The organism is Bacteroides sp. D55t1_190419_B8 (assembly GCF_015558905.1).
Classification (GTDB): Bacteria; Bacteroidota; Bacteroidia; order Bacteroidales; family Bacteroidaceae; genus Bacteroides; species Bacteroides vicugnae.
On the sequence record NZ_JADMOU010000024.1, the window covers coordinates 39,012 to 61,090 of the forward strand.

Below are 22,079 nucleotides of genomic sequence, written 5' to 3' on the forward strand. Positions count from 1 at the left end.
ATATGACAACAATAAAAGACATAGATGGAAACATAATTGAAGTAACAGATTTGAACGCCGCCATTGACGAATGTAAGCGTTGTAAAGACAGTCCGTATAAAATGGAAAGCGGACACACCGTAGGCGAAAATTATGCCTATATGTTGGAACAACTGCTCCCGCTTCAACAACAAAGCCGTCGTTCACGTTGGTTGGAAGGTACAGAAATGCGCTACAATCAGGGCAAGCGTTTTACAAAAATGGATATTGCCTATGAAATCGGTCGGCACGAACCGTATCACCCTGCCTCTCTCTATTGGGATAGCCTGCGTCGAGAGGAACTTGTAGCGTTCTTCAATGAAATGTTCGGTACAGATATTCGTTGAATTTTCCTCTTTATACACGAAAAAATCCCGACGGAACACCGTCGGGATAGCTATTATATCACTAAATATTTTTTAGATTATCCTAATACAGTGAGTATTAAAATCTTTTAGTTAAATTCACGCCGTAATAAAAGTTATACAATATGTCAGAATCAATTAAAACCAACAATATACCAGAACAATGGGTTGCTTATTTCAGCCACATCGAAGATCATCCCGCTAACGTCCTGATGAACCTCGCGCTGGTAGACTTAGCCCCAATAGATAACCTCAAAGAGTTGCTGCTATTTACTATTCAGATGCTCTCCGCAGATGAAAACGGATTATTCACGGCAGAAGAAGAATCCGAGGTACTACACAGCATCCAAGAAGAAATCATCGAGGCTACCGAAAAGAAAAATGTCATCGTCGCAGGAATCGTTAAGTCAAACGGTCTGATGAATATGTACCTTTATGTAAAACACGGAAAAGAATGCGAGGAACTCTTAAAGTCCGTCATGAATGTACATCCCGAATACTCGTACAACATTGAAGTGCAGAAAGACAAGGATTGGAATACCTACTTCGACTTGTTGTACCCATCCAAATACGAACTGCAAACCATAGAAAACCAGTCGGTCTTATTCCAACTGGATCAGGACGGCGACGACTTCAGCAAAGAAAGGGAAGTGGATCACTTTATCTATTTCCCGACCGAAGAAGGGCGAGAGCAGTTTATTCGGGAAGTCGAAACGCTCGGATATAAAGTGGCGCTAAAAGAAACCGTAGATCATGGCGATTCCTATCATTTCGCATTGCAAATCTCCCGGCTAAACAATGTCATGCCCTCAGAGATTAACGAATATACATGGGAGTTAGTAACATTGGGTAATGACTACGGTGCCAAATACGACGGTTGGGGATGCTGCCCACAAAACAGCAGATAAAATATAGCTGATATAAAATAAACAGACGCGCGGTTTCCGCCCGTTACTATTCTTATGAGATCTGCAAATTATTTGAGAGAAAATATACAAATAATTTGCAGATCAAATGACATTATTTAATTTTTAGCAAGTTTCAATATCCTAATTGCCCCTCTTATAACAATAAGGAATACAATACTACCGATAATAAGGTCGGGTATCTGATTATTCAACTGCCATACTAAGAATCCGGCAAGAATTACCCCTGCATTTATTATTACATCGTTGGATGAAAAGATGATACTTGCCTGAATATGGGCATCTTTGCTCTTCGTCCTTTGAAGTAAAAGCAAACATATAACATTAGCAATCAAAGCAAGTACGGATATACCTATCATTGTTTGAAAAACAGGCATTTCCTCTGTACCTGTAAACCGTCTGATTACCTCTATAAAACCAACGGCAGCCAAAAGTATCTGGAAATATCCGCAAATCATAGCAACACGCTTCTTACGGCTTACGGCTGCACCGACTGCAAACAAACTTAATCCATAAACAAAAGCATCAGCAAGCATATCAAGGCTATCAGCAACCAATCCCATAGATTTGGATATAATACCCGTTGACATTTCAATCAGGAAAAAGCCGAAGTTAATAGCCAGTACAATCCAAAGGACTTTACGCTGTTTGCTATTTTCCTCTGCCTGGACTTCTCCTGTTACTTCTTTACTTTCAATAAAGCGTGAACCGAGATTCAAGGTAGCAAGCTGCTTTTCGATTTCCTGATAGTCGCCTGTATGGTAAACAGTAAATATCCTGCCTTTCAGGTCAAATTCCTGCTTTGCAACACCCTCTATATTTTGGAGTTTCATCCGAATGAGGTTTTCCTCACTCGGACAATCCATTTGTTCAATTTTAAAAATTGATTTATTCATTTTACAATTTAATTATAATCCCGGTATTCAGGATGAAACCGTCCAACGGTGCATAAATGTCCCGAAATTCAGGATTAGTCATCGAACCCGTATGAATGGTATCAAACCTTGTCTGCCGTCTGTCGGTAAAGTTCTCAAAGTTAGCATATATTGAGAACTTTTCCCAAATTCGTTGCATCATTAATCCGAAGACAAGGTAATCCTTACCTGTTTTACCGTCATTCAAATTTTGTTTTCCGGTATAATAAGCTTCCAATCCGATTTTCCATTTATCTTCCACCTCATACATTAAAACAGAATTGATTTTATGTTTCGGGGTTAAGGTTTTTTGGTAGCTTCTGCCGTCTTCCTTTACATCAGCATCCGTATAGGTATATCCGAGAAATAAACCGAAATCCTTATACTTAATTTTCATATTGGTTTCAGCCCCTTTACTATCCACGTGACCGTTAATGTTATTAAACTGCCAACGATTATTTTCAGCAGCTTGCAGTTCAAGCGGATTTTTCAGGTAAGTATAAAAGAATAACTGGTTTATACTTAAAAATACTTGGTCGCCGAACAAACCCGTTTTATAAGTAAAATCCACATTTGCCCCATAACTCCTTTCCAGTTTGTTCCTGTTGTCATCTATCGGCAAGACATTCTGAAACTGGATGCGTTCGCTATCTTCCGAAAAAATGGTAGGTGCTTTATATCCGAACCCACCACCTACACGGGATGAAAATTTCTCCGTTATCTTGAAATGAGAAGATATACGGGGTAGAACTGCAAAACCGTAATCGTTAATATAATCGGTACGCAATCCGCTTTCAAGATTCATCCAGTCCGTTATTTTCGTATTGTTCTGTACAAATACGCCTACGGTAGTCATATTGTAATCACGTAAAGGAAAATCGGTCAGTTTTTCTTCGGTAAACTTATCCGTCCACACATTCGCACCCGCTACCCATTCCGTTTTTTCTTTTGTATGTATATAAGATACTTCTGAAAAAGACGATAACTGGTCGCCGTCAAATTTGAAATCGGGAATCTCAATCTTACGGCTGAAATAAGTAATGCTGTTCTTTACATTTAATCTGTTTTGTTTGTCGAAACGATGTTCAAATGTAAGTTGGCTTGAATGCCTTTGTGTCTTGTTTCTTTCAAAATAGGAATGTTCTTCGTTTCCCTTATCTTTTACATACTCCATATCACCACCCAGACGGTTTTCAATCATGGAGTTTATACCGAAATTAAAATCTGTGTTTTCAGACAGGTACAAGAATAGCTTAGGATTAAATACAAACCTGTCGAACTTTGGTATTGCCGTAAAGCCAACATCTGACGGATCATAAGCCCAGTTACGGTTATACGATGCAAAAACGGTAGTACCTACCTTGTTGAATTTCTGACCGAAAAAGCTGTTTACATCAAGCCCTTTACCTGTTGTCCCATTCAGGTGGATTGAGAAATCCCTTTCCTTTTCAGGCGTTTTCGATATAAGGTTTACCAGTCCCGCAATAGCACCGCCACCGTATAAAGTAGAAGAAGAACCTTTTATTATTTCAACCTGCTTTAAATCGAGCGGTGGTGTCTGTAATAAACCTAATCCGCTTGCTGCACCTGAAAATACGGGAAAACCGTCTTTTAGTATCTGTGTATATCTACCGTCCAAACCTTGAATGCGAATAGATGAATTACCCGATATGGCTGATGTTTGTTGTGTCATAATACCCGTGCTTTCATTCAGAAGCATACGTATATCTCCGGGTTTCATCACTCCTTTTTCGCCTAACTCTTCGGCATTTATAAATTCAATACGGGTAGGAATATCTTTAAAAGTACGTGTCCCCCTTGTTGAAGAAACAACTACTTCCTGCAATGTTTCTTCATCAGGCTCAACCCTGATAACGATAGGTTCATCCGAAGCCAACGGGAATGTAAATTCTTTTATGGTCTTTTCATATCCTACATAAGTAATTTCAAACCTCTGTTTACCGTCTGGAATATTGGAGAGTACCGCTAATCCTTCAGCATCAGAAGATGTTCCGTTCGTAGTATTTTGAAGTATAATATTAGCACCGATTAAAGGCTCTTTGTTATCACAGTCTATTAGTTTAACGTTAAGTGTATTTTGAGCGAAAATATTGGAAATGCTGAATACTAAGAATAGCATCAGTATAATTTTTGTTTTCATTTTATTTCTTGTTTTTAAATCTTCAACTATAAATGATATGAGGATTACGATATTACAAAGAATGTATTATCGTAAAAATTGCAGGGCATATTCACAACGACCTGTATAATAAAAATTAGTTTATGCTTTTGGCGGTTGCCAGATTGAAGATTTATAATCAGAGAGAGCGTTTTTTACTATATAATCTGATTTATAATCAGGTATAGAGCCTAAAATTATTATTATTGGATTATAAAAACGGGCTTCCGGAAATCCGGAACAGGTATTACAATGTAGAAAAGGGGAACAACAACTATCATCGGAACAGTCGTCACAACTATTGCCTATGTCATTGCTCGTTTCAACGGTATCTGTATATATAGCTAAACATTTATCCTCAAAACAACATGGCATTACTGATAACAGTAATACATATATGGATAATATGAGGGACAAATATTTCATGCTGCAAAGATAGCGATTATGTTTTGCAACTTAGTTGCAAGTTTCGTACTATTTTCACAGATTATCTACTGTTTAATTTACGATTCTATTTCGGCTATTGCTTTTTCAATTTCAGCAAAGGCTTCGCTCATTACTTCCTCTACCAGTCCGCCGATTTGTGCTGCCATAGCAACCGAATTCATGCGCGAAATACGGGTTATACCATCAGAAGTCTGATATATAGATATGCGACATGGAAGTAATGATGAATAAAGACGTTCCATATCATGCTCCAATATTCTGCCGGAATATTTGGGGTTGCACAATTCTATGACTTTTATCGGTAGCACTTCTTTCCCATTTTTGCGAAGCGTTTCCTGCATATCATGAATATGCTGTATTTTCCAGTTTCCGAGAGACTGGATTTTTTCGGATAGTTTATCGAAGGTTTCGTCATAACTGTAACGGCTTACGTTTTCTAAAAACATTGCGCTCTCAGGTTGTTCTGTTGATTTCATGATTCTTTTTTTATATTACTCTATGTTATTATTTAAACAATTTTCTTGCCAAAAAGGTTGCATAATACGTTTATTATCCGCTTTATTTTTACTATTTACATTGCATGAAGATACAAGCACCTTACATAATTTTATAAAGATTTTGATAGTCAATTTTTAACAGCTAAATATGCTAAAAGTCTGATTTTCTTTAAAAATGGATGTACATCATCATTAATTTAAAATAAAAAAGATTGATGAAAATCGAAGATTTTTAAAAGATCTGCAAATTATTCGTTTATTTTCTTCAGAATAATTTGCAGATCGTTCTAAATTACACTTTTTCCTTCCATTCAATAACGGCAAAGTTCCCGTCTGAAATCTCCTTCACTTTATTAATCCATTGCACTTCACTTAATGCTTTAGCTTTAAGGAATGGACTATTGGTTGAAGTCAGCAAAAGACTGGAATTAACCACCCACCATTTATTCTTAATTCTGGCACGTTGTAAGTCCTGTTGCAGTCTTTGTGCTTCAAACACAGGTGTTGTTTCCGGCAGGGTTACGATAACCACTTCCGTTTCCTTTTCGCTTCGCAAGCGAGGTAATAGGTTTTGAACCGCAGGGGTGATATTTCCCTGTGTCCGTTCTACTTCCTTATGATAACTTTGGGTTGAATCCAGCAGCAGCAACGTGTGTCCGGTTGGTGCAGTATCTATCACAACCACTTCATTATCCGCTTTGGCAACTATTTCGGCAAAGGAATTGAAAACGGCAATTTCCTGTGTGCATGGGGAACGCAGGTCTTCTTCGATATAACTTAAATCAGCATCACCCATTGTTTCCCTTGCTTTGTCAAGCACATTTTTCTGATAGGCAGCAAGCACCGCTTTTTCATCTATATGGCTTACTGTGATGCCGTCTATTTTCGTTTCGATATAAGCCAAATGGTTTGCAGGGTCAGTTGTAGTCAGATGCACTTTCACTCCTTTTTTAGCCAAACCACGAGCAATATTCCCGGCAATGGTAGTTTTGCCTACACCGCCTTTACCCATCGTGAAAATCACCCGTTTACCTGTTTTGTAGAGGTCTTCAATAACGCTGTCAATCGTATTGAAACTACGTTTCTCAATATCCGGACTTTCGTTCTTTATGGCTACATCCGCATTCAACATATTACGGATATTATCAATGCCTGTCATGTTATAAGAACGAAGCGGAACAATATAGGTGTTCAGTTTTAGCAAGGCTGCCGAACGGTTATTCAGCGCATTTTGCTGGTGTTCATAAATCTGTTTGGAAATACTATCGTCTGCATCGTAGTTTTCTAATACGCCATTTATGATTAAATGCTGTGTTTCGATACCTATATCCGACAACTCATTGGATGAACGTTCGACCTCTTTCAACGGGCTGTCTTCCGGTCGGCTGACAAGGAAGAGCGTTGTTTTAGACTTATCGGTTAGATTTTTTACCGCATGTTTATATACATCTTTGCGGTCTTCCAAACCTGATAATTGTCCTAAGCACGAAGCTCCGGTCGTATTTTCGTCAATAAAAGTATCCCACGCAGAAGGAAGTTGCAACATACGGAGTGTATGACCTGTTGGGGCTGTATCAAAAATGATATAATCATAGTTTTTGCTCTTATCTTCGTCAGTGATAAAATCAGAAAATTCATTGAACGCTGCGACCTCTACTGTGCATGAACCGGATAGTTGTTCTTCCATATTAGCAATTACACTTTCAGGTAATTTACCCCGATATGGAGCGATAACCGATTCCCTGTATTCGGCAGCCGCTTGTTCGGGGTCAAGGTTTACAACAGTCAAGCGGGGTACATCTTTAATGGGAGTACCTTTATTGTCTAACGGCATATCAAATACATCCTGTAAATTGGATGCCGGGTCGGTACTCAACAACAATACTTTTTTTCCACTATCTGCAAGACTTACAGCTGTAGCACAGGCGATAGATGTTTTGCCTACACCGCCTTTACCCGTGAAAAATATATACTGGGTAAGTTTTTCGTTTGAAGGATTATACTTTTTCATGTGGGTTATTTTTTTATTGTTAGTTCATCTTCTGAAATATCGAGCCATTCTGCAATCTGCTTATTTGATGGATACGCCTTTTTTATAGCAATTTCACCATCAACTGTGATTAGAGGAAATACGTCTGCTCCTTCTGCCATAAGGCAATCATTGACAACCTTCGTGGTTACATATACCTGAGGATGGTCTCGCAAGTTAAAACGTTCAACTATAATTCCTTTTTGTTTCAATGTTTCAACCACAACTGCTATACGCATCAACTCAGGGTCGATATTCACTCCGCACAATCCGGTAGGACAGCATAATGCAGGGTCATAAATTTTAATTGTTTTCATTTTTAATATTTTATTTGTTATTAATTCTATTTATTCAATGTTCGTAATGTAGCGAACTATTTGGTTAAAAAAATAGACGCTATCTGATTCAAAACAGCATCTATTCAATGCGTACAATTCTATCAATTACAGTAATCCATTGTTGCTGCATCACCAAAGTAACTGATTGCAGCAGTAGGGCAAAGAGGTTCGCAACCATGACAACCAGTTACACATCCATCAGGATATACAACTACTGGTTTCTCATTTTCTATCGCATAAACTCCTTTCTTGCATTTTTCAAAGCAAGCGGAACATCCTGTACATTTTTCCGAATCAATAATCGGATACCATGTGCTGCTCATAATGTGATGTTTTATAGATTCAGGGATTTCTTTATTTCTTCTTCACTCGGAACATACCCTTTCAACTTTACTTCTCCATCAACAACAACCGCAGGTAAAGACATAATGTTATACTTCATAATTTCAAGTATATTTTCTTCCTTCTTCAAATCGGCAGCAATGTTATTATCTGCCAACACTTTCCGGACAGATTCATAGGTTGTTTTACATTTGGCACAACCTGTACCTAATACAATAATCTCCATATTATTTATCTTATATTGTTATTTCTAATTAAATGCTTGTAATTATGTAGTAAATACCCACTATTATAAAAACGGCAGCGACAATCCATTTAAACCATTTCTGGAAGACACTCATCTTATTGTAGAATTTGCCTACGTTGCTAACACTGTATGCCAACAGCCATGCAATGATAATTACAGGCAACCCGGTAGCTATGGCAAATACAGGGGGAAGTAATAACCCTGACGGGCTGGCAATAGTCATCGGGATTAATCCACCAAAGTACAATACACCGCTATAAGGGCAAAAAGCCAATGCAAACAGCAAACCGAGCAGGAAAGCGTCGAGGTAGGTTTTCTTTCCTTTCTTGTTTTCTATTTTTGAGGTTAGCTTATTCATTCCAGGAACCTTTATTTTAATAATGTCCAACATGAATATCCCGATAATGACTAATGCTATCCCAAGCCACATTCCCCCAACATTCTGCAAAAGTTTAGCTACCTGAAACTGACTTGCTCCAAAATAGAAAATCAAACCAAGTGCCGTATAGGTAAACATTCTGCCGAGTGTATAGAATACGCCATTAAACATTACTCTTCGCTTATCGCCTATATCTTTACTAAGATAAGCGGTAGCTGTAATGTTGGTTGCCAATGGGCAAGGACTGATTGCAGTCATTAAGCCCAAAAGAAACGCCGTTAGTAATGGAAAGTTAGAGCCATCCACAAGATTCTGTAAAAACTCCATCATAATCTTTTATTGACTTCGGTTTTGATCAGGTCAGTGAGGTTTTCGGGAGTATTCAAAGCGTTGGCAAATGCCTTGTCGGTAATATCTATGGAATTATCCCCTTTGGCAATAATAAGGGCATTCCATGTTACTTCATATTTTTCTACGAGTGAAGCATTTTGTTTTTCATCGGTTTTTACTTCAATGAATTTCACGTGTGGATTGTCTGCATAAAGTTCTTTTATTGTCTTCTCTGTTACATCGCCTACCGCAATACAGGTTTTACAGCGTTGTTTACCGTGGAAATAGTAAACGTTCACCACAGAAGCATCCGCTACTTGCTCTTTAGCTTGCGTTTCAGTGGCTTGTCCGTTGTTTTTTTGTGCATTACCACCACAGGCTACCAGCAATATGGCAAAAAGCCCGATTAAAATACTTTTTTTCATACAATGTGTTTTTATTAGTTTGTACTATGTTTATTTATAATATTTCTTCCGAAGCCAAAAAGCCAAGTTCACTAACAGGATTAATACCGGGACTTCGACCAATGGCCCGACTACTCCGGCAAAGGCTTGTCCGCTATGTAATCCGAATACGCCGATTGCCACTGCGATAGCCAGTTCAAAGTTGTTTCCGGTTGCAGTGAAAGCAATAGAAGCATTTTTATCATAAGAAGCCCCCATAAACTTACCTGCGAAGAAACTAAGCAGGAACATCACGACAAAGTAGATAAGCAACGGTATGGCTATCCGAACCACATCCATTGGTATTTGTACAATCAATTCACCTTTCAGGCTGAACATAAGAACGATTGTAAATAACAGTGCAATTAAGGTTATCGGGGATATTTTCGGGATAAACTTTTCCTTATACCATTGTTCTCCTTTCAATTTCACTAATATAAGTCGGCTCAATATTCCCATTAAGAAAGGAATACCTAAATATATAGCAACCGTTTCGGCAATCGTACCGATGGAAATATCAACGATAGCCCCTTCAAACCCGAAAAGGGGAGGAAGTTTCGTAATAAACAACCAAGCATAGAAACTGTAAAAGAATACCTGAAAGATACTGTTCAGGGCTACTAAACCTGCACCGTATTCCGTATTTCCTTCCGCAAGGTCATTCCACACAAGCACCATTGCTATACATCTCGCTAATCCGATAAGGATTACACCTACCATGTATTCAGGGTAATCGTGTAAGAAGATGATGGCAAGTACAAACATTAATATCGGCCCGATAATCCAATTCAGGATTAACGAAACTGATAATATTTTTACGTCCTTAAAAACCTTCGGTAATTGTTTATAATCGACTTTTGCCAATGGCGGATACATCATTAAGATTAAACCGATGGCTAAAGGGATGTTTGTAGTTCCACTGGATAATGAATCTATTGTAGTGCTGAAAGATGGGAAAAAGTAACCCAGCCCAACCCCGATAGCCATTGCCAGGAATATCCAAAGAGTGAGATTCTTATCTAAAAAACTCATTTTCTTCTTACTCATTGCCTTTTATTTTTTCTATGTATAATTTATAAAATGCTTCTTTTATTTCATCCCGTACCCGGATATATTCCGAATGGATAAATTCTGGTGACCCTTTTGCTTCTGACGGATCTTCAAATCCTATGTGCAAACGGTTTTTCACTTTACCGAAAAAAGTAGGACAGTTTTCATTTGCCCCACCACAAACCGTAATGACATAATCCCATTCTTCATTCAGATACTTATCTACACTATCGGAAGTATGGCTGGATATATCTACTCCGGCTTCTTTCATTACTTCTATGGCTTTGGGATTAACCTTTCCGCTTGCATTTGTCCCTGCAGAGAATACTTTTAATGCAGGGTCGAAAGATTGCAGGAAGCCATGTGCCATTTGGCTACGGCAACTATTGCCTGTACAAAGAATTAAAACTTTTTGTGCATTCATATCAAAACATTATTAACAGCATCCGGAACTACAATCGCAAGCACTTTCAGGTTTTACACCTGTTACTGTAATAGAGAATATCTTTGAATTATTCTCCTTGTATTCATGGAATGATTTTTCATCAAGATGCTCTTTTAGGATATCATCAGGGACAACGATAGGTTTTTCCCTTTGTATTTTCACCTGTAAAAAACCTGCACTGAAAATCTTAACCATATATTGTTCTTTAGGAATTGCTCCTGCAATGCATCCGGCGTATAATTCTGCTACTTGTTTGATGGATTCAGGTAATTCACCTTCTAAAACCACATCCGAGATGCAGAAATGCCCACCGGGTTTTAAAACCCTGAAAATTTCATGGAAGATTTTATCTTTGGTTGGTAATAGGTTTAATACGCAGTTACTTATTACAACGTCAACGGAATTACCACCAATAGGCATATCTTCTATTTCACCTTTGCGGAAAGTGACATTTGTAAAACCTCTCTTTTGTGCGTTATTTCTTGCCTTTTCTATCATAGCATCTGTAAAATCAATACCGATGATTTTCCCTGTTTCTCCGACTTCAGCGCGGGCTACAAAACAATCATTTCCTGCCCCGGAACCTAAATCCACAACAAAATCGCCTTTTTTTAATCCGGCAAAAGCTGTAGGAAGTCCACATCCCAGACCTAAATCAGCATCTGCTTCATAGCCGTCAAGCTGACTGTAATCCTCATTCATAATGTTATACACATTATCAGAGGAACAGCATCCAGAGCCACAACAAGACGACTGGTTATCATTTTGTAAAGCAAGTGCGCTGTATTTTTGCTTTACCATTTCTTTAATTTCTTTATTTTCCATATATAATAATAAGTTTATCAAAAATTCAATTCGCTTTAAAGCGAATTGTCTGTAGGTTCGCAAACATACGAACTTTAAAGATAAAAAATTATGTATTACAACAATTGTCTGATATTTCTACTTCAGTCAATAAAGCTTCAAATAATCTTTTCGCTAAAGACCAGTTTTTCTGATTAATGCAATACTTAACAGATGGCAATGTAATTTCACCTTGTATCAAACCGGCATCTTTTAATTCATTCAAATGTTGCGATAAAGTGCTTTTCGCTACTGGTAACACTTCAGACATATCTCCATGATAACAACATTCTTGACTTGCTAACAATTGCAGAATAGCAATCCGTACAGGATGCGAAAGGGCTTTGGCGAAACGTGCCATTTGCACCTGCTCAACCGTATATCTTTTCTTCACTTTTTCCATCTTCTTCATTTTATAGTTCGCAAATATACGAATAGTTTTTTAATTCGCAAATATACGAACAGTTTTTTCAGACAACAAACTGATTAGTATAATTTGAGTTGTATAGTTCATTATTCTTTATTACGGCAAACATGCGGGCTACGAGTTTGGCTCTGATAGCATTTAGTACTGACATTTTATTTTTGCCCTCAGCAACTTTTCTATCGTAATATACCCTTAATCCACTATTCTTATTTTGAATAGCAGATAAGGCTGCTAAATGGAGTAAAGATTTTATACTTTTATTTGCTCTATGGGAAACCCGATTTTTAGAATGCTGACTACTTCCTGATGAATAACTGAATGGAGCAACACCCGCATGGCAACAGAATTTACGACTATCTGTAAATCGTGTAAAGCCTTGTGTTTCCAGTATCATTTTTAAAGAAGTTTTTTTACCTATTCCTTCAATGCTCAATAATAATTTCATCTGATGAGATAATAAAGCATCCTTTGCTACAATATCCTCAATCTCCGCTTCAATATTAGCTATTGCTTTATCTAATTCTTTAATAAGCAGAGATAATCTCTTTGACTTCAATTTATAGACTCTATCAGGCATATATTCTTTTTGATCTGATAATTGAGCTTGGTATTTAGCTCTATCAACACATAGCATATTTAATTCTGTTGTTAATAGCTTTATTGATTCAACACTTATAGTTGGGTGGTTATATATTTTAAGTTTATCTATATAACGATAGGCATATAAAGCAATACGCTTTGCATCTACGGGATCATTTTTTCCTCGTTGCAACCCTGAACTGTATTTTATTTGAGTAGGATCTTCTAACCAAAGTTTATAGTTTCCGGCTTGACAAGAGATTGTTAAAGGATAAATATATAATCCTGTAAATTCAGCACATACTACTATTTGTTCTGCATCTATATTTTGTTCTGCACAAATTACAGATAAGTAGTCCTCGATACTCTTTTGATGATTTGAAATAACATCTTGTTTCACCACCACACCATTACTCAGGAGGCAACAATCCAAGTTCTTTTTACTCACATCAATTCCAATAAAATAATAGTTTCCCATAATAAAGTGATTTAATGATTTATAATTTGGAAAGGCATTTGAATATATCCTAAAAACCTTAAATATCTTTCAGATAAAATTCTTATATAGGTCTAATCCAAGACAAATAACAAGTTCGTTATAGTAACATAAGTTATTCCTATTTTCCATGCTGATTTACTTGTTATTTTCCTTTCTTCTTAATTCATAACGTAAATCATTAAATATTCTTGAAATTAAATGAATAAAATGAGTCCCAAATAGTAACATAGACTTTACATTTCTCTTTTTCCATACGGTTCACTCATTATAGTTTATAAAATAATTACAATGCAAACCTAAGGTTTTCCATGAGTAAAAGTAATCTAACGGAAGAAAAAGTAACTTATCAAAACTTATTCATTATCAAAACTTTGACTATAACGAGCTGTAATATACACATATAGCTATTGCGAGTTTGGATAAAATTTGCATATTGTACATATCATTAAAATCATCATAGTGTTATGGACATATCAAATCTTAAACTCAAACAACATTTGTTGATGGATTATTTATCCAAAGTAGGGTACTGCGCCAATAAACTACGTAGTATTGAAATCTGTATCGAACTGGTCCTGACTAAAGGTAGCTCTTCCAACATCACCTCCTACGAAGATTTATTTTTTCAGGAGGTACAAGAGCAAGGACATACTCCTGAAAGTTATCGTTTCAAGTCCCTAAGAGCGTGTCTTGGGCAACTGAAGAATTTTGATTTGTACGGTAAATATCCTGATGGTAATTATACGGGATTTATTTACGTCACAAATGGTTTTGATAATCTCAATGACTATTACAAATCATTGGCTATATACCATTTAGAGAATGGTATGTGTACCGGAAAACGTAAGAATACGGTTAGGATAGAGTATCTTTGCGCTATTCTATTTTACAAACATTTTCAAAATAACGGTGCGGAAGTATTGGAAGAAGCTACACCTAAAATGATTTGTTCTTTTTTCCACGATGGTATCAAGCAAATCAGAGGGGTTGGTTATTTAGGCCATATAAGGGCGTTAATGAAAATTCTTAGATTACGTGAACCGAAACTGGCTGATTACATACTCAACTTTTTACCAAATATTCCAAAGGCATACAAGAATTTTGAATTTCTTTCAAAAGATGAATCTGACTGTATTCGGAAGTGTCTTGAAAATCCCGACAACACTTTGTCTTTAAAAGAACGTACGATAGGATGGCTTCTGTATTTTTATGGACTGCGAGGCTCTGACATAACAGCTATGCGTTTTGACAATATAGATTGGAGAAAAGACATAATTACTCTAATCCAATCAAAAACAGATTATCCTCTTACATTACCTTTAAATGCGGTTACGGGAAATTCTCTTTTTGATTATATCACTACCGAAAGGGCTGAATCAGATATTAACACGATCTTTATTCCCTCGAAAAATCCCCACACACCATACAAGAAGATTGCAAATATTGTAATGAAAATTTTCAAATGTGCGCATGTTAGAGATAAAGGAGGATGCAAAGGTGTCCGCCTTTTTCGCCATCATTTTGTGACTTATCTCCTTTCGTGTGGAGTTGAATGTTCAGTTGTATCATCTCTAACTGGACATATGTCTCCCGAGTCTCTCAAATTTTATGCAGATGCCGACCATGAGCATCTCAAGGAATGCGCTCTTGACATATCCTCTTATACTATACCCTCTAACCTTTTTGACATATGAAATATCCATTCAAATCCAAACTATCCCCAAAGTTCGAAGAATTTGTTGCCATTTGCATTGCTTCCGGTCGATGGAATAAGACCTATGACTACAACCTGCATCACTTCGACAAATATATTGTTGCTAACTACCCATCTTGTGAGGAATTGACAGTGGAGATGCTGGACTGGTGCAAACGCAGGGAAACGGAAAGGAACAACACTTGTATATCAAGGACGACACCTATCCGAAGCTTCCTCAAATATGCCAATAAAAGAGGCTGGTCAACCTTAAATCCTTTGCCTTTACCTACTGTTGAAGCCAAGTCTTATATACCGCACTTTTTTACACAGGATGAACTTTCTGCATTTTTTAAGGAATGTGACTCTTATGTAATACGCTCATATCAAGAACGAAGGTGTATAACAACCCTGTTAAACCGATTACAGCTCCCTGTTTACTTTCGTCTGTTGTACAGTTCCGGGATGCGTACATGTGAAGTCAGGTGGCTAAAATGTTCTAATGTTAATTTCGAGTCTGGTATCGTGAAAATCATAAAATCCAAAAGCATAGATGAACATGGCATTGTCCTGCATGATTCTATGTTACAATTGCTTCAATGTTATAACCAAGCCATGGAGAAAGTAATGCCTAATAGGATTTATCTTTTTCCTGACATGAAAGATGAACCACACAAGACACGTTGGGGATGTACTTTCTTTAACAAGATATGGTCTAAAGTTAGTAAGGAAAAGGCTGTTGAATACGATTTACGCAGTTTCTATGCCATTTCCAATATTTCTAAATGGGAGGATCACGGATACGAATTGAGCGGCAAGCTCTTGTTTCTTTCCCGTAGCATGGGGCACAGAAATATACAAAGTACTTTTGGCTATTTTCATCTTACCCCGATGCTAACGGATAAGCTCAAATGTAATTGCGCTAAAAAATTCAGTGAATTATTACCTCAAAAGCCTGAATATAATGAAGAAAACATCTAAATTAAGTGGCGCATTAACCACTCAAAATCGTAAAACAGCTAAATTGATTTATGACTGGCACACCACATTTTTACCATCCGTAAAAACAACAAGTGCACACACACTACGTTCTTACAAACTGTCATTGTCCTTATTACTGAGATACCTACAGTCAGAAAGAGGTATAACGCCGTTTACCCTTACTCCGGAATGTTTCTCTGTTGAAGTCTTGACACAATGGCAAATATGGTTGAAAAATAAGCGACAAGTCAGCGCCACAACTTGCAATATCAGAATGGCTGCTATTAAAAATCTGACAAAATATATTGGTAGTCAGATGCCGGAGTATGCTTATATTTACATGGCAGTTTCAGAATTTATAAAACCAATACGGAAAGTAAAACCTATTGTACACGCCATGACACGGGATGCGGTAAAGGCTATTTTTGCAGTACCTGATACAGCTACAAAAATAGGTTTACGGGATTTGAATCTAATGATGCTCAGTTATGGGGTTGCAGCGCGTCTGAACGAAGTACTCTCTTTGACAGTCAAAGATGTCGTACTTGACAACGTTAAAGATCCATATGTAATATTATGCGGAAAAGGAGGTAGTTTCAGGTCAATCTACCTACATGATGACCTTGTAGAATGGCTGAAACTTTACCTTAGAGTTTATCATGGAGATAGGCCAAATAAAGATTCTTTATTATTCTACTCTCCATATAAAGGATGTATGGGGAAATTAACGCAACCAGCAATTGCAAAACGTCTCAGATTGTATGCAGCCAAAGCACATGAAATCTGTCCTGATGTGCCTTTGGATCTACACAGTCATCTTTGGAGGCATAGTATGGCTACCCATTGGCGAGAAGATAATATCAATATTGTTGAAATAAAAGAACTTCTTGGACATCGCAATCTCTCTACAACTATGATATACGAGGATGTGACTGAAGAACAGAAGAAAAAGGCGATTGATACATTGGAAGACACTATTACTAAATCTCAAGATAAAAAATGGAAAAAGCCAGAAAACATGGAACTTCTAACCCTTGTTGGGCTTTAGCGAGAAAATATTATCCAAACTATTTTTGTATAACATGTTGTTATACAATAATGATACAATAAATAGTTTGGATAATGGATAAGTTTTGATAAGTTACTTTATCCAAATGTTTGGATAAAGTAACAAAAAGCCTTTTAAACCTATTTGTTTTCATACATTTGAACAAATAGGTATTTTTGTCTTGAAATCTCAATAATATGCCTGTAAAAATAGAAAAATGGGTAGTTGCCCAAAAAAAACATAAATTGTCAGATAAGCACGTCCAGATGGCTCGTGAGTTGGGACTAAATCCCGATAAATTAGGTAAAATAGATAACCATAAACAGGAAACATGGAAAGTTCCGTTACCCCAGTTTATCGAAGATATATATATCAAACGGTTTAAACGGGAAGAACCTGTTACTGTTCGCTCTCTGAATGACATTATCGCAGATGACAAAGCAAAAAAAGAAAAGAAGAAAAAAGAGAAAGCTAAAAAGCGTGCTTTACGAGAACAAACCGATAGTAGCGAAAATAAATACATAGAATAATCTACAAATTCCACTATGGAAAGTAAATTGTAGATTAACAGATATTTAAAAAGTTAAATGAAATCATCTATGATATATATAAATTCTCTACTTTTGCATAAAAAGCGATAAGCATGAAGGTTGAACATATAACATATAAAGGCTCTACACTTGTTAGAGATACTGATGATATTACAGAGGAAACAATAAATTTACTCAAACCCTTTGAGGACATTAATAAGGAAAAGAGCAAATTGAAATTTCCTTTAACTAATTTGGAAGTCGTTACTACCATAGCCAGCAACGTTGCTATTTTTAACTTTGAAAAAAATAATATCCCTTTGTATATGAACTTTTGCTGTTTTGAAGCAAAAGACGCATCTATGGTATTGGAACTGGTTGATAATTTTATAGAGAAAAGAGGATTTGAGAAATTGACTACTACCCCCAAAGAAAGCTCTTTTATATATACAGTTCCTTGCTATCCTTCCGCTTCGCTTACAAGCGGAGAAGAAGAAATGATAATGGGCGAAGTGGAACTATACATATATTATTCCTTATATCTCAACGATTACCGAAAAAAAACAAATAACACACATTCTGCTGACACTACATCAAAAGAAAAAATAAAATACGAGGTGGGTAAGAGATTCCCTGATGAAAGATATTTGAATCAAATAGAAACAACTGCTGCTATTATTAATACAGCATTTTTTGATGTTTTTTGCAGTTTCCATGAACCAACGACAGAAGAAATAAGACTATTCCGAAAGGGGAAATTAGATGTTTACTTATATGAAAACTCTAACATTCCATTTCTGATTTTTGACATGGGTTTTTCTTTTGAAGTGAGTATTGATGTAACTAAAATTCCAGAGGAAAAACAAGACGATTGGTTAAATTCAGAAGCAAATATAATAACAATGTTTCTTGTGGATGCCGGAACCGGAATCATGCAGGGAATAAGAACAATAAGTATTCCCCCCAATTTTGCAGAAAAAATTAGGGATATATCGGAAAAGCAGTTACAGGAGGACATAAATGTAGAACAAGCAATAGATCAGATAACGGAACAACTTTCAACAGAGCAAATGATGAAGAAATCAACTCTAAAATATACCGTGAAATAAAAAACAAAAGAAGCATTAAAGTTAAATTTAATGCTTCTTTTGTTTTATCGAGGTCTGTCAAAATCATTTTCCATTTCCCACCTGATCCAATCCTCCAGAGAATCAAATTCGTGAGGCATCTTGTCCAATGAATGCCTGTCAATCTTCAGTTCCTTTTGTTTCTCTCTGTAATGTCTGTCTAATTCCTGCACCTTCCTTTGGTATTCCTTTTCCATTTGCCGACTATCAATTATCCACCAAGTTGTAAAGCCTACCACGAACAGGATAAATACAGAAACGAAAAGTATCTCCCCTTTTGAAATGTAGCCCATAGCCCGCAAATCCTCAAACACAAATTTCTTATACTCAATATAGTCTTTTACTTTAGTATAGATTGTCTTTATTTCCATAAACGGGGTTTATTATGGGTAACTGAAAACATATTAAAATAGGTTCTCTCCGGCTTTTCCTTAGATAACAAATGAACAAAGCCCGTGCGGGTTACAATCTCCACATAAACCTCTGTTTCGTCCAGATGTACTATGTCTTCAAATCGAATACAATCCCGTGTACTGACTAATTCTTTTTTCCCTTTCATTGCTTCATAGACATACTCATAGTCAGGAAAAATAAATAGTGATTCTTTAATCGAAATTCTGTGTAATACCAGTATAGGACGGATTTTATCACAAACAGTAAACTTATTTACAGGTGATTGCCTTTTAAGGTAAAGTTTAGAAATGGCTTTTTGTGCAAAATTCATGATCTCTCTGTAATATTATGTTAGTACCAAAAAACAGGCGCAAGAATTACTAAATATCGGCTTTGAGGTACCGCCAAGCACCCACTCACTCAATAGATAATAACCTCACGCCCTTGCCGGTATATGCGAGTAACATATATACAGACTGACGGAAGCTAACATCCATTACCATGTGAGTGAGTTCTAAAATATTTGGCGGTTTTCAAAACCTCACTATAATGCTGCTATTTCCTATGTAAGAACCATCCGATGACTGGCATCGTTATAAATGATCCTGTGTGCAAAAATACACAAAAACAATGGAATATTACTGATTTTGAAAACATAAATCAATAGCACGCCACTGTAAACTATCCTATTTGCTTGTTGATTTCTCGCTTGAATGTAAACGGACGAGCGATAAAAGGATAGCTACTGATAGCACCGCCAGTCGTTACTGTAATAGTTCCAAAATTAAATATACGTCCCAACACGTTCTGGCTTACATGCAATCCTTCGCATTTAGCCAGGACAAGTTCGACCGTTCTGCGGCTTATTACACCCGTTTTCAAAATTACTCGTTTATTAGTAACGGCATAAATCGAACCAACCTTTATCAAAACACGCTGTACAAGGGAAACCAACCCCAAGAACAGCAATGTTACACCTAAATAGCGTGTCATCCGGGCATCATCAAGATAACACATATAGCCAATACCCAACAATATAGCGGGTTGGAGAAAAAGAAATATATGTATTTTTGCCCTGTATTTTATTTCTTCTCCGGGCTGTAAATATGTAGATAAAAAGTTCATATTTTTGTTTTTTAGATTTTCCGCCCTTTCCCTTTTCGGTCTGGCTTTTTATTGATTTGGATAGAGTTTTTTTGTTTTTCTGCGGTAGTTTGTTCCACAGATTTGACATTTAGGTTTTTGCTCTTTGCATCATACCTTAATTCTCCAATTTTCACAAAACCATTAGATGTTTGTATATCCTTAACTCTAATAGATTCTCCATTATATAGCTGCTTATGCTGATCGTATGATAAGGGCTTATTTATTATATTTTCCACTCTTTTGTGGAATGTATAAATGTTATCGCCCTTGCTAATCTCTTCTGGAATATTGATGTTATATCCCTCAATAGCTTTTTTAGTAAATAAAATCATATCAGCAGTCCTCATATTAGAAGGAACCCAACCTAATGAACTGGGATCACTCTTAACGGCTGTTTCAGCAACTTCGGGTGTCCAAGCCTTTTGCGGTATAACGTGAAAACTTCTACCGCTCTTTTGTAAAGCATCTTTTGCTATTTCCGGTGTGATTAAATCATGACTAACAATATGTAACAACAAATCCACTTTTTCGGGATTAGTATGAGCTTTAAATACTTCCAGCAACATTTGAGATGATGTAACAGAATTAACAACAGAGAAATCGTTTTTATCTTTCCCGAAAGTATTGTCCAAAGCAATCCGACACAATTCATCGGTTCGGTCTTCATAAGGAATACCTATTAAGTTTTTCGGATTATCTTTTACCATTTTTCGATATTGTTCTTCCCCTTTCATTTCATCCAAAATATACGGAATGGCATAAGGACTGCTTTTTATAGCTAACTCACATAATTCTTTTGTTTTTTGGCTTTCTGGAATATGTGCCAAGTATGATCCGTCACGTTTTACAGCAGCTTCGCATAATTGTTTATCCTTAAATTGGATGGGGATATTGTAAAACAACTCTGGTTGTTTCTCAAAAATTTTATATGCCAAATCCTGTTTTATATAATCAGGCTTCATATTCTCCAAAAATTCTTTCGTAGTGGAGTAATCTTTGCATTGTTCATTGAAAACCTTTAGATGAATATCCTCAAACGGTATAAATGACAATATACGGGGATGACTGGCTGTATTTACCGCTTCCAGACAAACTTCATGTGTTAGTTTATCCGCAGGGAAATACTGTATTGCAAAAGCGTCTTTCTTTAAAGCCTGATTACATAGTTCCGTAGTTTTCATTTCATCGGGAACATATCTCAGGCTATGAAAGGTCGAATTAATTGCAGCCTCGCATAATTCCATCGTTTTATCTTTGTCAGGAATATTATATAGCCGCATACCATCACCTTTAACAGCCTCCATTCTTAACTCATAAGAATGAAGATGTTCCGGAATAAAGCCTAATACTCCCGGTTCATCCTTAACACCATACATGGCCATCTCCGCAGTCATAATTTGCGGATTGATGAAGCCGTATATATCCATCATATTAACCATAGAATTTTCATATAGCTTTATCCCATGCATACAAACGTCTGGATAAGGGATGAAAGCTAACACTTCGATACCCTCTCCCGTAATATCATAAGCGGAATGAAGGGCTCTTCGGCACATTTGTTCTGTTTTCATTTCTTCAGGAACAAACTGTAATGCCCAGCCGCTATTCTCCACAGCAACATTACATAGATCGGATGTTTTCATATTATCAGGTATGTACTCCAATGTTAAACCATCACCTTGAAGTGCCTTTTTCATAAGTTTTTCATTCAGAATATTTTCAGGCACATACCTTATATTATCGGGATCAACTTCAATGGCAGCCAGAGAAACACTTTCAGTTCGTCTATCTCCGGGTAGTGTCATAAATCTGTCTTTATCCTTACTGACAAATTCAGCATCTTGTTTTTCTTGTGGATTCATTT

The 22,079-nt window shown here is 36.6% G+C and carries 25 protein-coding genes; 7 read left to right on the plus strand and 18 right to left on the minus strand.

The genetic code is table 11. The features are described 5' to 3' along the window. Nucleotides 1-2 precede the first annotated feature (2 nt). Together I2I13_RS24550 and I2I13_RS18010 are read left to right on the plus strand one after the other, a co-directional pair. Nucleotides 3-365: a hypothetical protein gene (locus I2I13_RS24550; protein ID WP_229058435.1), complete on the plus strand. Its 363-nt coding sequence runs from the start codon at nucleotides 3-5 to the stop codon at nucleotides 363-365. Nucleotides 366-508: 143 nt separating this feature from the next. Next, nucleotides 509-1,291: a DUF695 domain-containing protein gene (locus I2I13_RS18010; RefSeq protein WP_129733294.1), complete on the plus strand. Its 783-nt coding sequence runs from the start codon at nucleotides 509-511 to the stop codon at nucleotides 1,289-1,291. A 116-nt stretch (nucleotides 1,292-1,407) separates the two neighbouring features. Here I2I13_RS18010 and I2I13_RS18015 read toward each other — a convergent pair whose 3' ends face one another. The 14 genes from I2I13_RS18015 to I2I13_RS18080 form a co-directional block, all read right to left on the minus strand. Continuing rightward, complete coding sequence (locus I2I13_RS18015) at nucleotides 1,408-2,205, minus strand: cation diffusion facilitator family transporter (protein ID WP_129733295.1); 798 nt, start codon at nucleotides 2,203-2,205, stop codon at nucleotides 1,408-1,410. A gap of 1 nt (nucleotide 2,206) precedes the next feature. Next, the gene (locus I2I13_RS18020; RefSeq protein ID WP_129733296.1) at nucleotides 2,207-4,384 is read right to left on the minus strand and encodes a TonB-dependent receptor; all 2,178 of its coding nucleotides are present in this window, start codon (nucleotides 4,382-4,384) and stop codon (nucleotides 2,207-2,209) included. Between the two features lie 521 nt (nucleotides 4,385-4,905). Next, nucleotides 4,906-5,325, minus strand: coding sequence for a DUF302 domain-containing protein (locus tag I2I13_RS18025; protein ID WP_229058434.1), 420 nt, complete (start codon nucleotides 5,323-5,325; stop codon nucleotides 4,906-4,908). A 313-nt stretch (nucleotides 5,326-5,638) separates the two neighbouring features. After that, a complete protein-coding gene (gene arsA, locus I2I13_RS18030; RefSeq protein WP_129733297.1) occupies nucleotides 5,639-7,357 on the minus strand; it encodes an arsenical pump-driving ATPase in 1,719 nt (572 codons plus the stop codon). Nucleotides 7,358-7,362: 5 nt separating this feature from the next. After that, complete coding sequence (arsD, locus tag I2I13_RS18035) at nucleotides 7,363-7,692, minus strand: arsenite efflux transporter metallochaperone ArsD (RefSeq protein WP_129733298.1); 330 nt, start codon at nucleotides 7,690-7,692, stop codon at nucleotides 7,363-7,365. Nucleotides 7,693-7,814: 122 nt separating this feature from the next. Then, nucleotides 7,815-8,036 (minus strand): ATP-binding protein, encoded by a 222-nt coding sequence (locus tag I2I13_RS18040; RefSeq protein WP_129733299.1) that lies wholly within the window; start codon nucleotides 8,034-8,036, stop codon nucleotides 7,815-7,817. Between the two features lie 11 nt (nucleotides 8,037-8,047). Then, nucleotides 8,048-8,281, minus strand: a complete 234-nt coding sequence (locus I2I13_RS18045; protein WP_129733300.1) for a thioredoxin family protein — start codon at nucleotides 8,279-8,281, stop codon at nucleotides 8,048-8,050. Nucleotides 8,282-8,309: 28 nt separating this feature from the next. Next, the gene (locus tag I2I13_RS18050) at nucleotides 8,310-9,008 is read right to left on the minus strand and encodes an aromatic aminobenezylarsenical efflux permease ArsG family transporter (RefSeq protein ID WP_129733956.1); all 699 of its coding nucleotides are present in this window, start codon (nucleotides 9,006-9,008) and stop codon (nucleotides 8,310-8,312) included. Continuing rightward, the gene (locus I2I13_RS18055; protein ID WP_129733301.1) at nucleotides 9,008-9,436 is read right to left on the minus strand and encodes a nitrophenyl compound nitroreductase subunit ArsF family protein; all 429 of its coding nucleotides are present in this window, start codon (nucleotides 9,434-9,436) and stop codon (nucleotides 9,008-9,010) included. Before I2I13_RS18055 ends, I2I13_RS18050 begins: the two co-directional genes overlap by 1 nt. A gap of 30 nt (nucleotides 9,437-9,466) precedes the next feature. Continuing rightward, entirely contained in the window at nucleotides 9,467-10,501 is a 1,035-nt protein-coding gene (arsB, locus tag I2I13_RS18060) for an ACR3 family arsenite efflux transporter (protein WP_129733302.1), read from the minus strand. Continuing rightward, nucleotides 10,494-10,928 (minus strand): arsenate reductase ArsC, encoded by a 435-nt coding sequence (locus I2I13_RS18065; protein WP_129733303.1) that lies wholly within the window; start codon nucleotides 10,926-10,928, stop codon nucleotides 10,494-10,496. The genes arsB and I2I13_RS18065 overlap by 8 nt, the downstream gene beginning before the upstream one ends. A 12-nt stretch (nucleotides 10,929-10,940) precedes the next feature. Further along, nucleotides 10,941-11,774 (minus strand): arsenite methyltransferase, encoded by an 834-nt coding sequence (gene arsM, locus I2I13_RS18070; protein WP_129733304.1) that lies wholly within the window; start codon nucleotides 11,772-11,774, stop codon nucleotides 10,941-10,943. 88 nt (nucleotides 11,775-11,862) lie between these two features. Further along, nucleotides 11,863-12,195: a helix-turn-helix transcriptional regulator gene (locus I2I13_RS18075; RefSeq protein ID WP_129733305.1), complete on the minus strand. Its 333-nt coding sequence runs from the start codon at nucleotides 12,193-12,195 to the stop codon at nucleotides 11,863-11,865. A gap of 67 nt (nucleotides 12,196-12,262) precedes the next feature. Continuing rightward, on the minus strand, nucleotides 12,263-13,276 hold the full coding sequence (locus tag I2I13_RS18080; RefSeq protein ID WP_129733306.1) for an IS110 family transposase: 1,014 nt from the start codon (nucleotides 13,274-13,276) through the stop codon (nucleotides 12,263-12,265). 485 nt (nucleotides 13,277-13,761) lie between these two features. Here I2I13_RS18080 and I2I13_RS18085 point away from each other — a divergent pair, with 485 nt between their 5' ends. From I2I13_RS18085 to I2I13_RS18105, 5 genes are all read left to right on the plus strand, one after another. Continuing rightward, nucleotides 13,762-14,991 carry a tyrosine-type recombinase/integrase gene (locus I2I13_RS18085; RefSeq protein ID WP_195650148.1) on the plus strand — a complete coding sequence of 410 codons (1,230 nt, stop codon included), beginning with the start codon at nucleotides 13,762-13,764 and terminating at the stop codon, nucleotides 14,989-14,991. Further along, nucleotides 14,988-15,971, plus strand: coding sequence for a tyrosine-type recombinase/integrase (locus tag I2I13_RS18090; RefSeq protein ID WP_195650149.1), 984 nt, complete (start codon nucleotides 14,988-14,990; stop codon nucleotides 15,969-15,971). The genes I2I13_RS18085 and I2I13_RS18090 overlap by 4 nt, the downstream gene beginning before the upstream one ends. Further along, complete coding sequence (locus tag I2I13_RS18095) at nucleotides 15,955-17,019, plus strand: tyrosine-type recombinase/integrase (protein ID WP_195650150.1); 1,065 nt, start codon at nucleotides 15,955-15,957, stop codon at nucleotides 17,017-17,019. The genes I2I13_RS18090 and I2I13_RS18095 overlap by 17 nt, the downstream gene beginning before the upstream one ends. A 197-nt stretch (nucleotides 17,020-17,216) precedes the next feature. Beyond that, nucleotides 17,217-17,549 (plus strand): hypothetical protein, encoded by a 333-nt coding sequence (locus I2I13_RS18100; RefSeq protein WP_129733307.1) that lies wholly within the window; start codon nucleotides 17,217-17,219, stop codon nucleotides 17,547-17,549. A gap of 113 nt (nucleotides 17,550-17,662) precedes the next feature. After that, complete coding sequence (locus I2I13_RS18105; protein WP_129733308.1) at nucleotides 17,663-18,658, plus strand: hypothetical protein; 996 nt, start codon at nucleotides 17,663-17,665, stop codon at nucleotides 18,656-18,658. A gap of 44 nt (nucleotides 18,659-18,702) precedes the next feature. Here I2I13_RS18105 and I2I13_RS18110 read toward each other — a convergent pair whose 3' ends face one another. The 4 genes from I2I13_RS18110 to I2I13_RS18125 form a co-directional block, all read right to left on the minus strand. Then, entirely contained in the window at nucleotides 18,703-19,047 is a 345-nt protein-coding gene (locus I2I13_RS18110) for a hypothetical protein (protein WP_129733309.1), read from the minus strand. Beyond that, nucleotides 19,038-19,400 (minus strand): hypothetical protein, encoded by a 363-nt coding sequence (locus I2I13_RS18115; RefSeq protein ID WP_129733310.1) that lies wholly within the window; start codon nucleotides 19,398-19,400, stop codon nucleotides 19,038-19,040. Before I2I13_RS18115 ends, I2I13_RS18110 begins: the two co-directional genes overlap by 10 nt. 350 nt (nucleotides 19,401-19,750) lie before the next feature. After that, on the minus strand, nucleotides 19,751-20,194 hold the full coding sequence (locus I2I13_RS18120; RefSeq protein ID WP_129733311.1) for a PH domain-containing protein: 444 nt from the start codon (nucleotides 20,192-20,194) through the stop codon (nucleotides 19,751-19,753). 11 nt (nucleotides 20,195-20,205) lie between these two features. Continuing rightward, the gene (locus I2I13_RS18125; RefSeq protein ID WP_129733312.1) at nucleotides 20,206-22,077 is read right to left on the minus strand and encodes a DUF4116 domain-containing protein; all 1,872 of its coding nucleotides are present in this window, start codon (nucleotides 22,075-22,077) and stop codon (nucleotides 20,206-20,208) included. Nucleotides 22,078-22,079: the final 2 nt, after the last annotated feature.

What these genes read in the sequence shown, in the direction of transcription:
- I2I13_RS24550 (WP_229058435.1), top strand. Translation starts at nt 3, where the DNA reads ATGACAACAATAAAAGACATAGATGGAAACATAATTGAAGTAACAGAT.
- I2I13_RS18010 (WP_129733294.1), top strand. Translation starts at nt 509, where the DNA reads ATGTCAGAATCAATTAAAACCAACAATATACCAGAACAATGGGTTGCT.
- I2I13_RS18015 (WP_129733295.1), bottom strand. Translation starts at nt 2,205, where the DNA reads ATGAATAAATCAATTTTTAAAATTGAACAAATGGATTGTCCGAGTGAG.
- I2I13_RS18020 (WP_129733296.1), bottom strand. Translation starts at nt 4,384, where the DNA reads ATGAAAACAAAAATTATACTGATGCTATTCTTAGTATTCAGCATTTCC.
- I2I13_RS18025 (WP_229058434.1), bottom strand. Translation starts at nt 5,325, where the DNA reads ATGAAATCAACAGAACAACCTGAGAGCGCAATGTTTTTAGAAAACGTA.
- arsA (WP_129733297.1), bottom strand. Translation starts at nt 7,357, where the DNA reads ATGAAAAAGTATAATCCTTCAAACGAAAAACTTACCCAGTATATATTT.
- arsD (WP_129733298.1), bottom strand. Translation starts at nt 7,692, where the DNA reads ATGAAAACAATTAAAATTTATGACCCTGCATTATGCTGTCCTACCGGA.
- I2I13_RS18040 (WP_129733299.1), bottom strand. Translation starts at nt 8,036, where the DNA reads ATGAGCAGCACATGGTATCCGATTATTGATTCGGAAAAATGTACAGGA.
- I2I13_RS18045 (WP_129733300.1), bottom strand. Translation starts at nt 8,281, where the DNA reads ATGGAGATTATTGTATTAGGTACAGGTTGTGCCAAATGTAAAACAACC.
- I2I13_RS18050 (WP_129733956.1), bottom strand. Translation starts at nt 9,008, where the DNA reads ATGGAGTTTTTACAGAATCTTGTGGATGGCTCTAACTTTCCATTACTA.
- I2I13_RS18055 (WP_129733301.1), bottom strand. Translation starts at nt 9,436, where the DNA reads ATGAAAAAAAGTATTTTAATCGGGCTTTTTGCCATATTGCTGGTAGCC.
- arsB (WP_129733302.1), bottom strand. Translation starts at nt 10,501, where the DNA reads ATGAGTAAGAAGAAAATGAGTTTTTTAGATAAGAATCTCACTCTTTGG.
- I2I13_RS18065 (WP_129733303.1), bottom strand. Translation starts at nt 10,928, where the DNA reads ATGAATGCACAAAAAGTTTTAATTCTTTGTACAGGCAATAGTTGCCGT.
- arsM (WP_129733304.1), bottom strand. Translation starts at nt 11,774, where the DNA reads ATGGAAAATAAAGAAATTAAAGAAATGGTAAAGCAAAAATACAGCGCA.
- I2I13_RS18075 (WP_129733305.1), bottom strand. Translation starts at nt 12,195, where the DNA reads ATGGAAAAAGTGAAGAAAAGATATACGGTTGAGCAGGTGCAAATGGCA.
- I2I13_RS18080 (WP_129733306.1), bottom strand. Translation starts at nt 13,276, where the DNA reads ATGGGAAACTATTATTTTATTGGAATTGATGTGAGTAAAAAGAACTTG.
- I2I13_RS18085 (WP_195650148.1), top strand. Translation starts at nt 13,762, where the DNA reads ATGGACATATCAAATCTTAAACTCAAACAACATTTGTTGATGGATTAT.
- I2I13_RS18090 (WP_195650149.1), top strand. Translation starts at nt 14,988, where the DNA reads ATGAAATATCCATTCAAATCCAAACTATCCCCAAAGTTCGAAGAATTT.
- I2I13_RS18095 (WP_195650150.1), top strand. Translation starts at nt 15,955, where the DNA reads ATGAAGAAAACATCTAAATTAAGTGGCGCATTAACCACTCAAAATCGT.
- I2I13_RS18100 (WP_129733307.1), top strand. Translation starts at nt 17,217, where the DNA reads ATGCCTGTAAAAATAGAAAAATGGGTAGTTGCCCAAAAAAAACATAAA.
- I2I13_RS18105 (WP_129733308.1), top strand. Translation starts at nt 17,663, where the DNA reads ATGAAGGTTGAACATATAACATATAAAGGCTCTACACTTGTTAGAGAT.
- I2I13_RS18110 (WP_129733309.1), bottom strand. Translation starts at nt 19,047, where the DNA reads ATGGAAATAAAGACAATCTATACTAAAGTAAAAGACTATATTGAGTAT.
- I2I13_RS18115 (WP_129733310.1), bottom strand. Translation starts at nt 19,400, where the DNA reads ATGAATTTTGCACAAAAAGCCATTTCTAAACTTTACCTTAAAAGGCAA.
- I2I13_RS18120 (WP_129733311.1), bottom strand. Translation starts at nt 20,194, where the DNA reads ATGAACTTTTTATCTACATATTTACAGCCCGGAGAAGAAATAAAATAC.
- I2I13_RS18125 (WP_129733312.1), bottom strand. Translation starts at nt 22,077, where the DNA reads ATGAATCCACAAGAAAAACAAGATGCTGAATTTGTCAGTAAGGATAAA.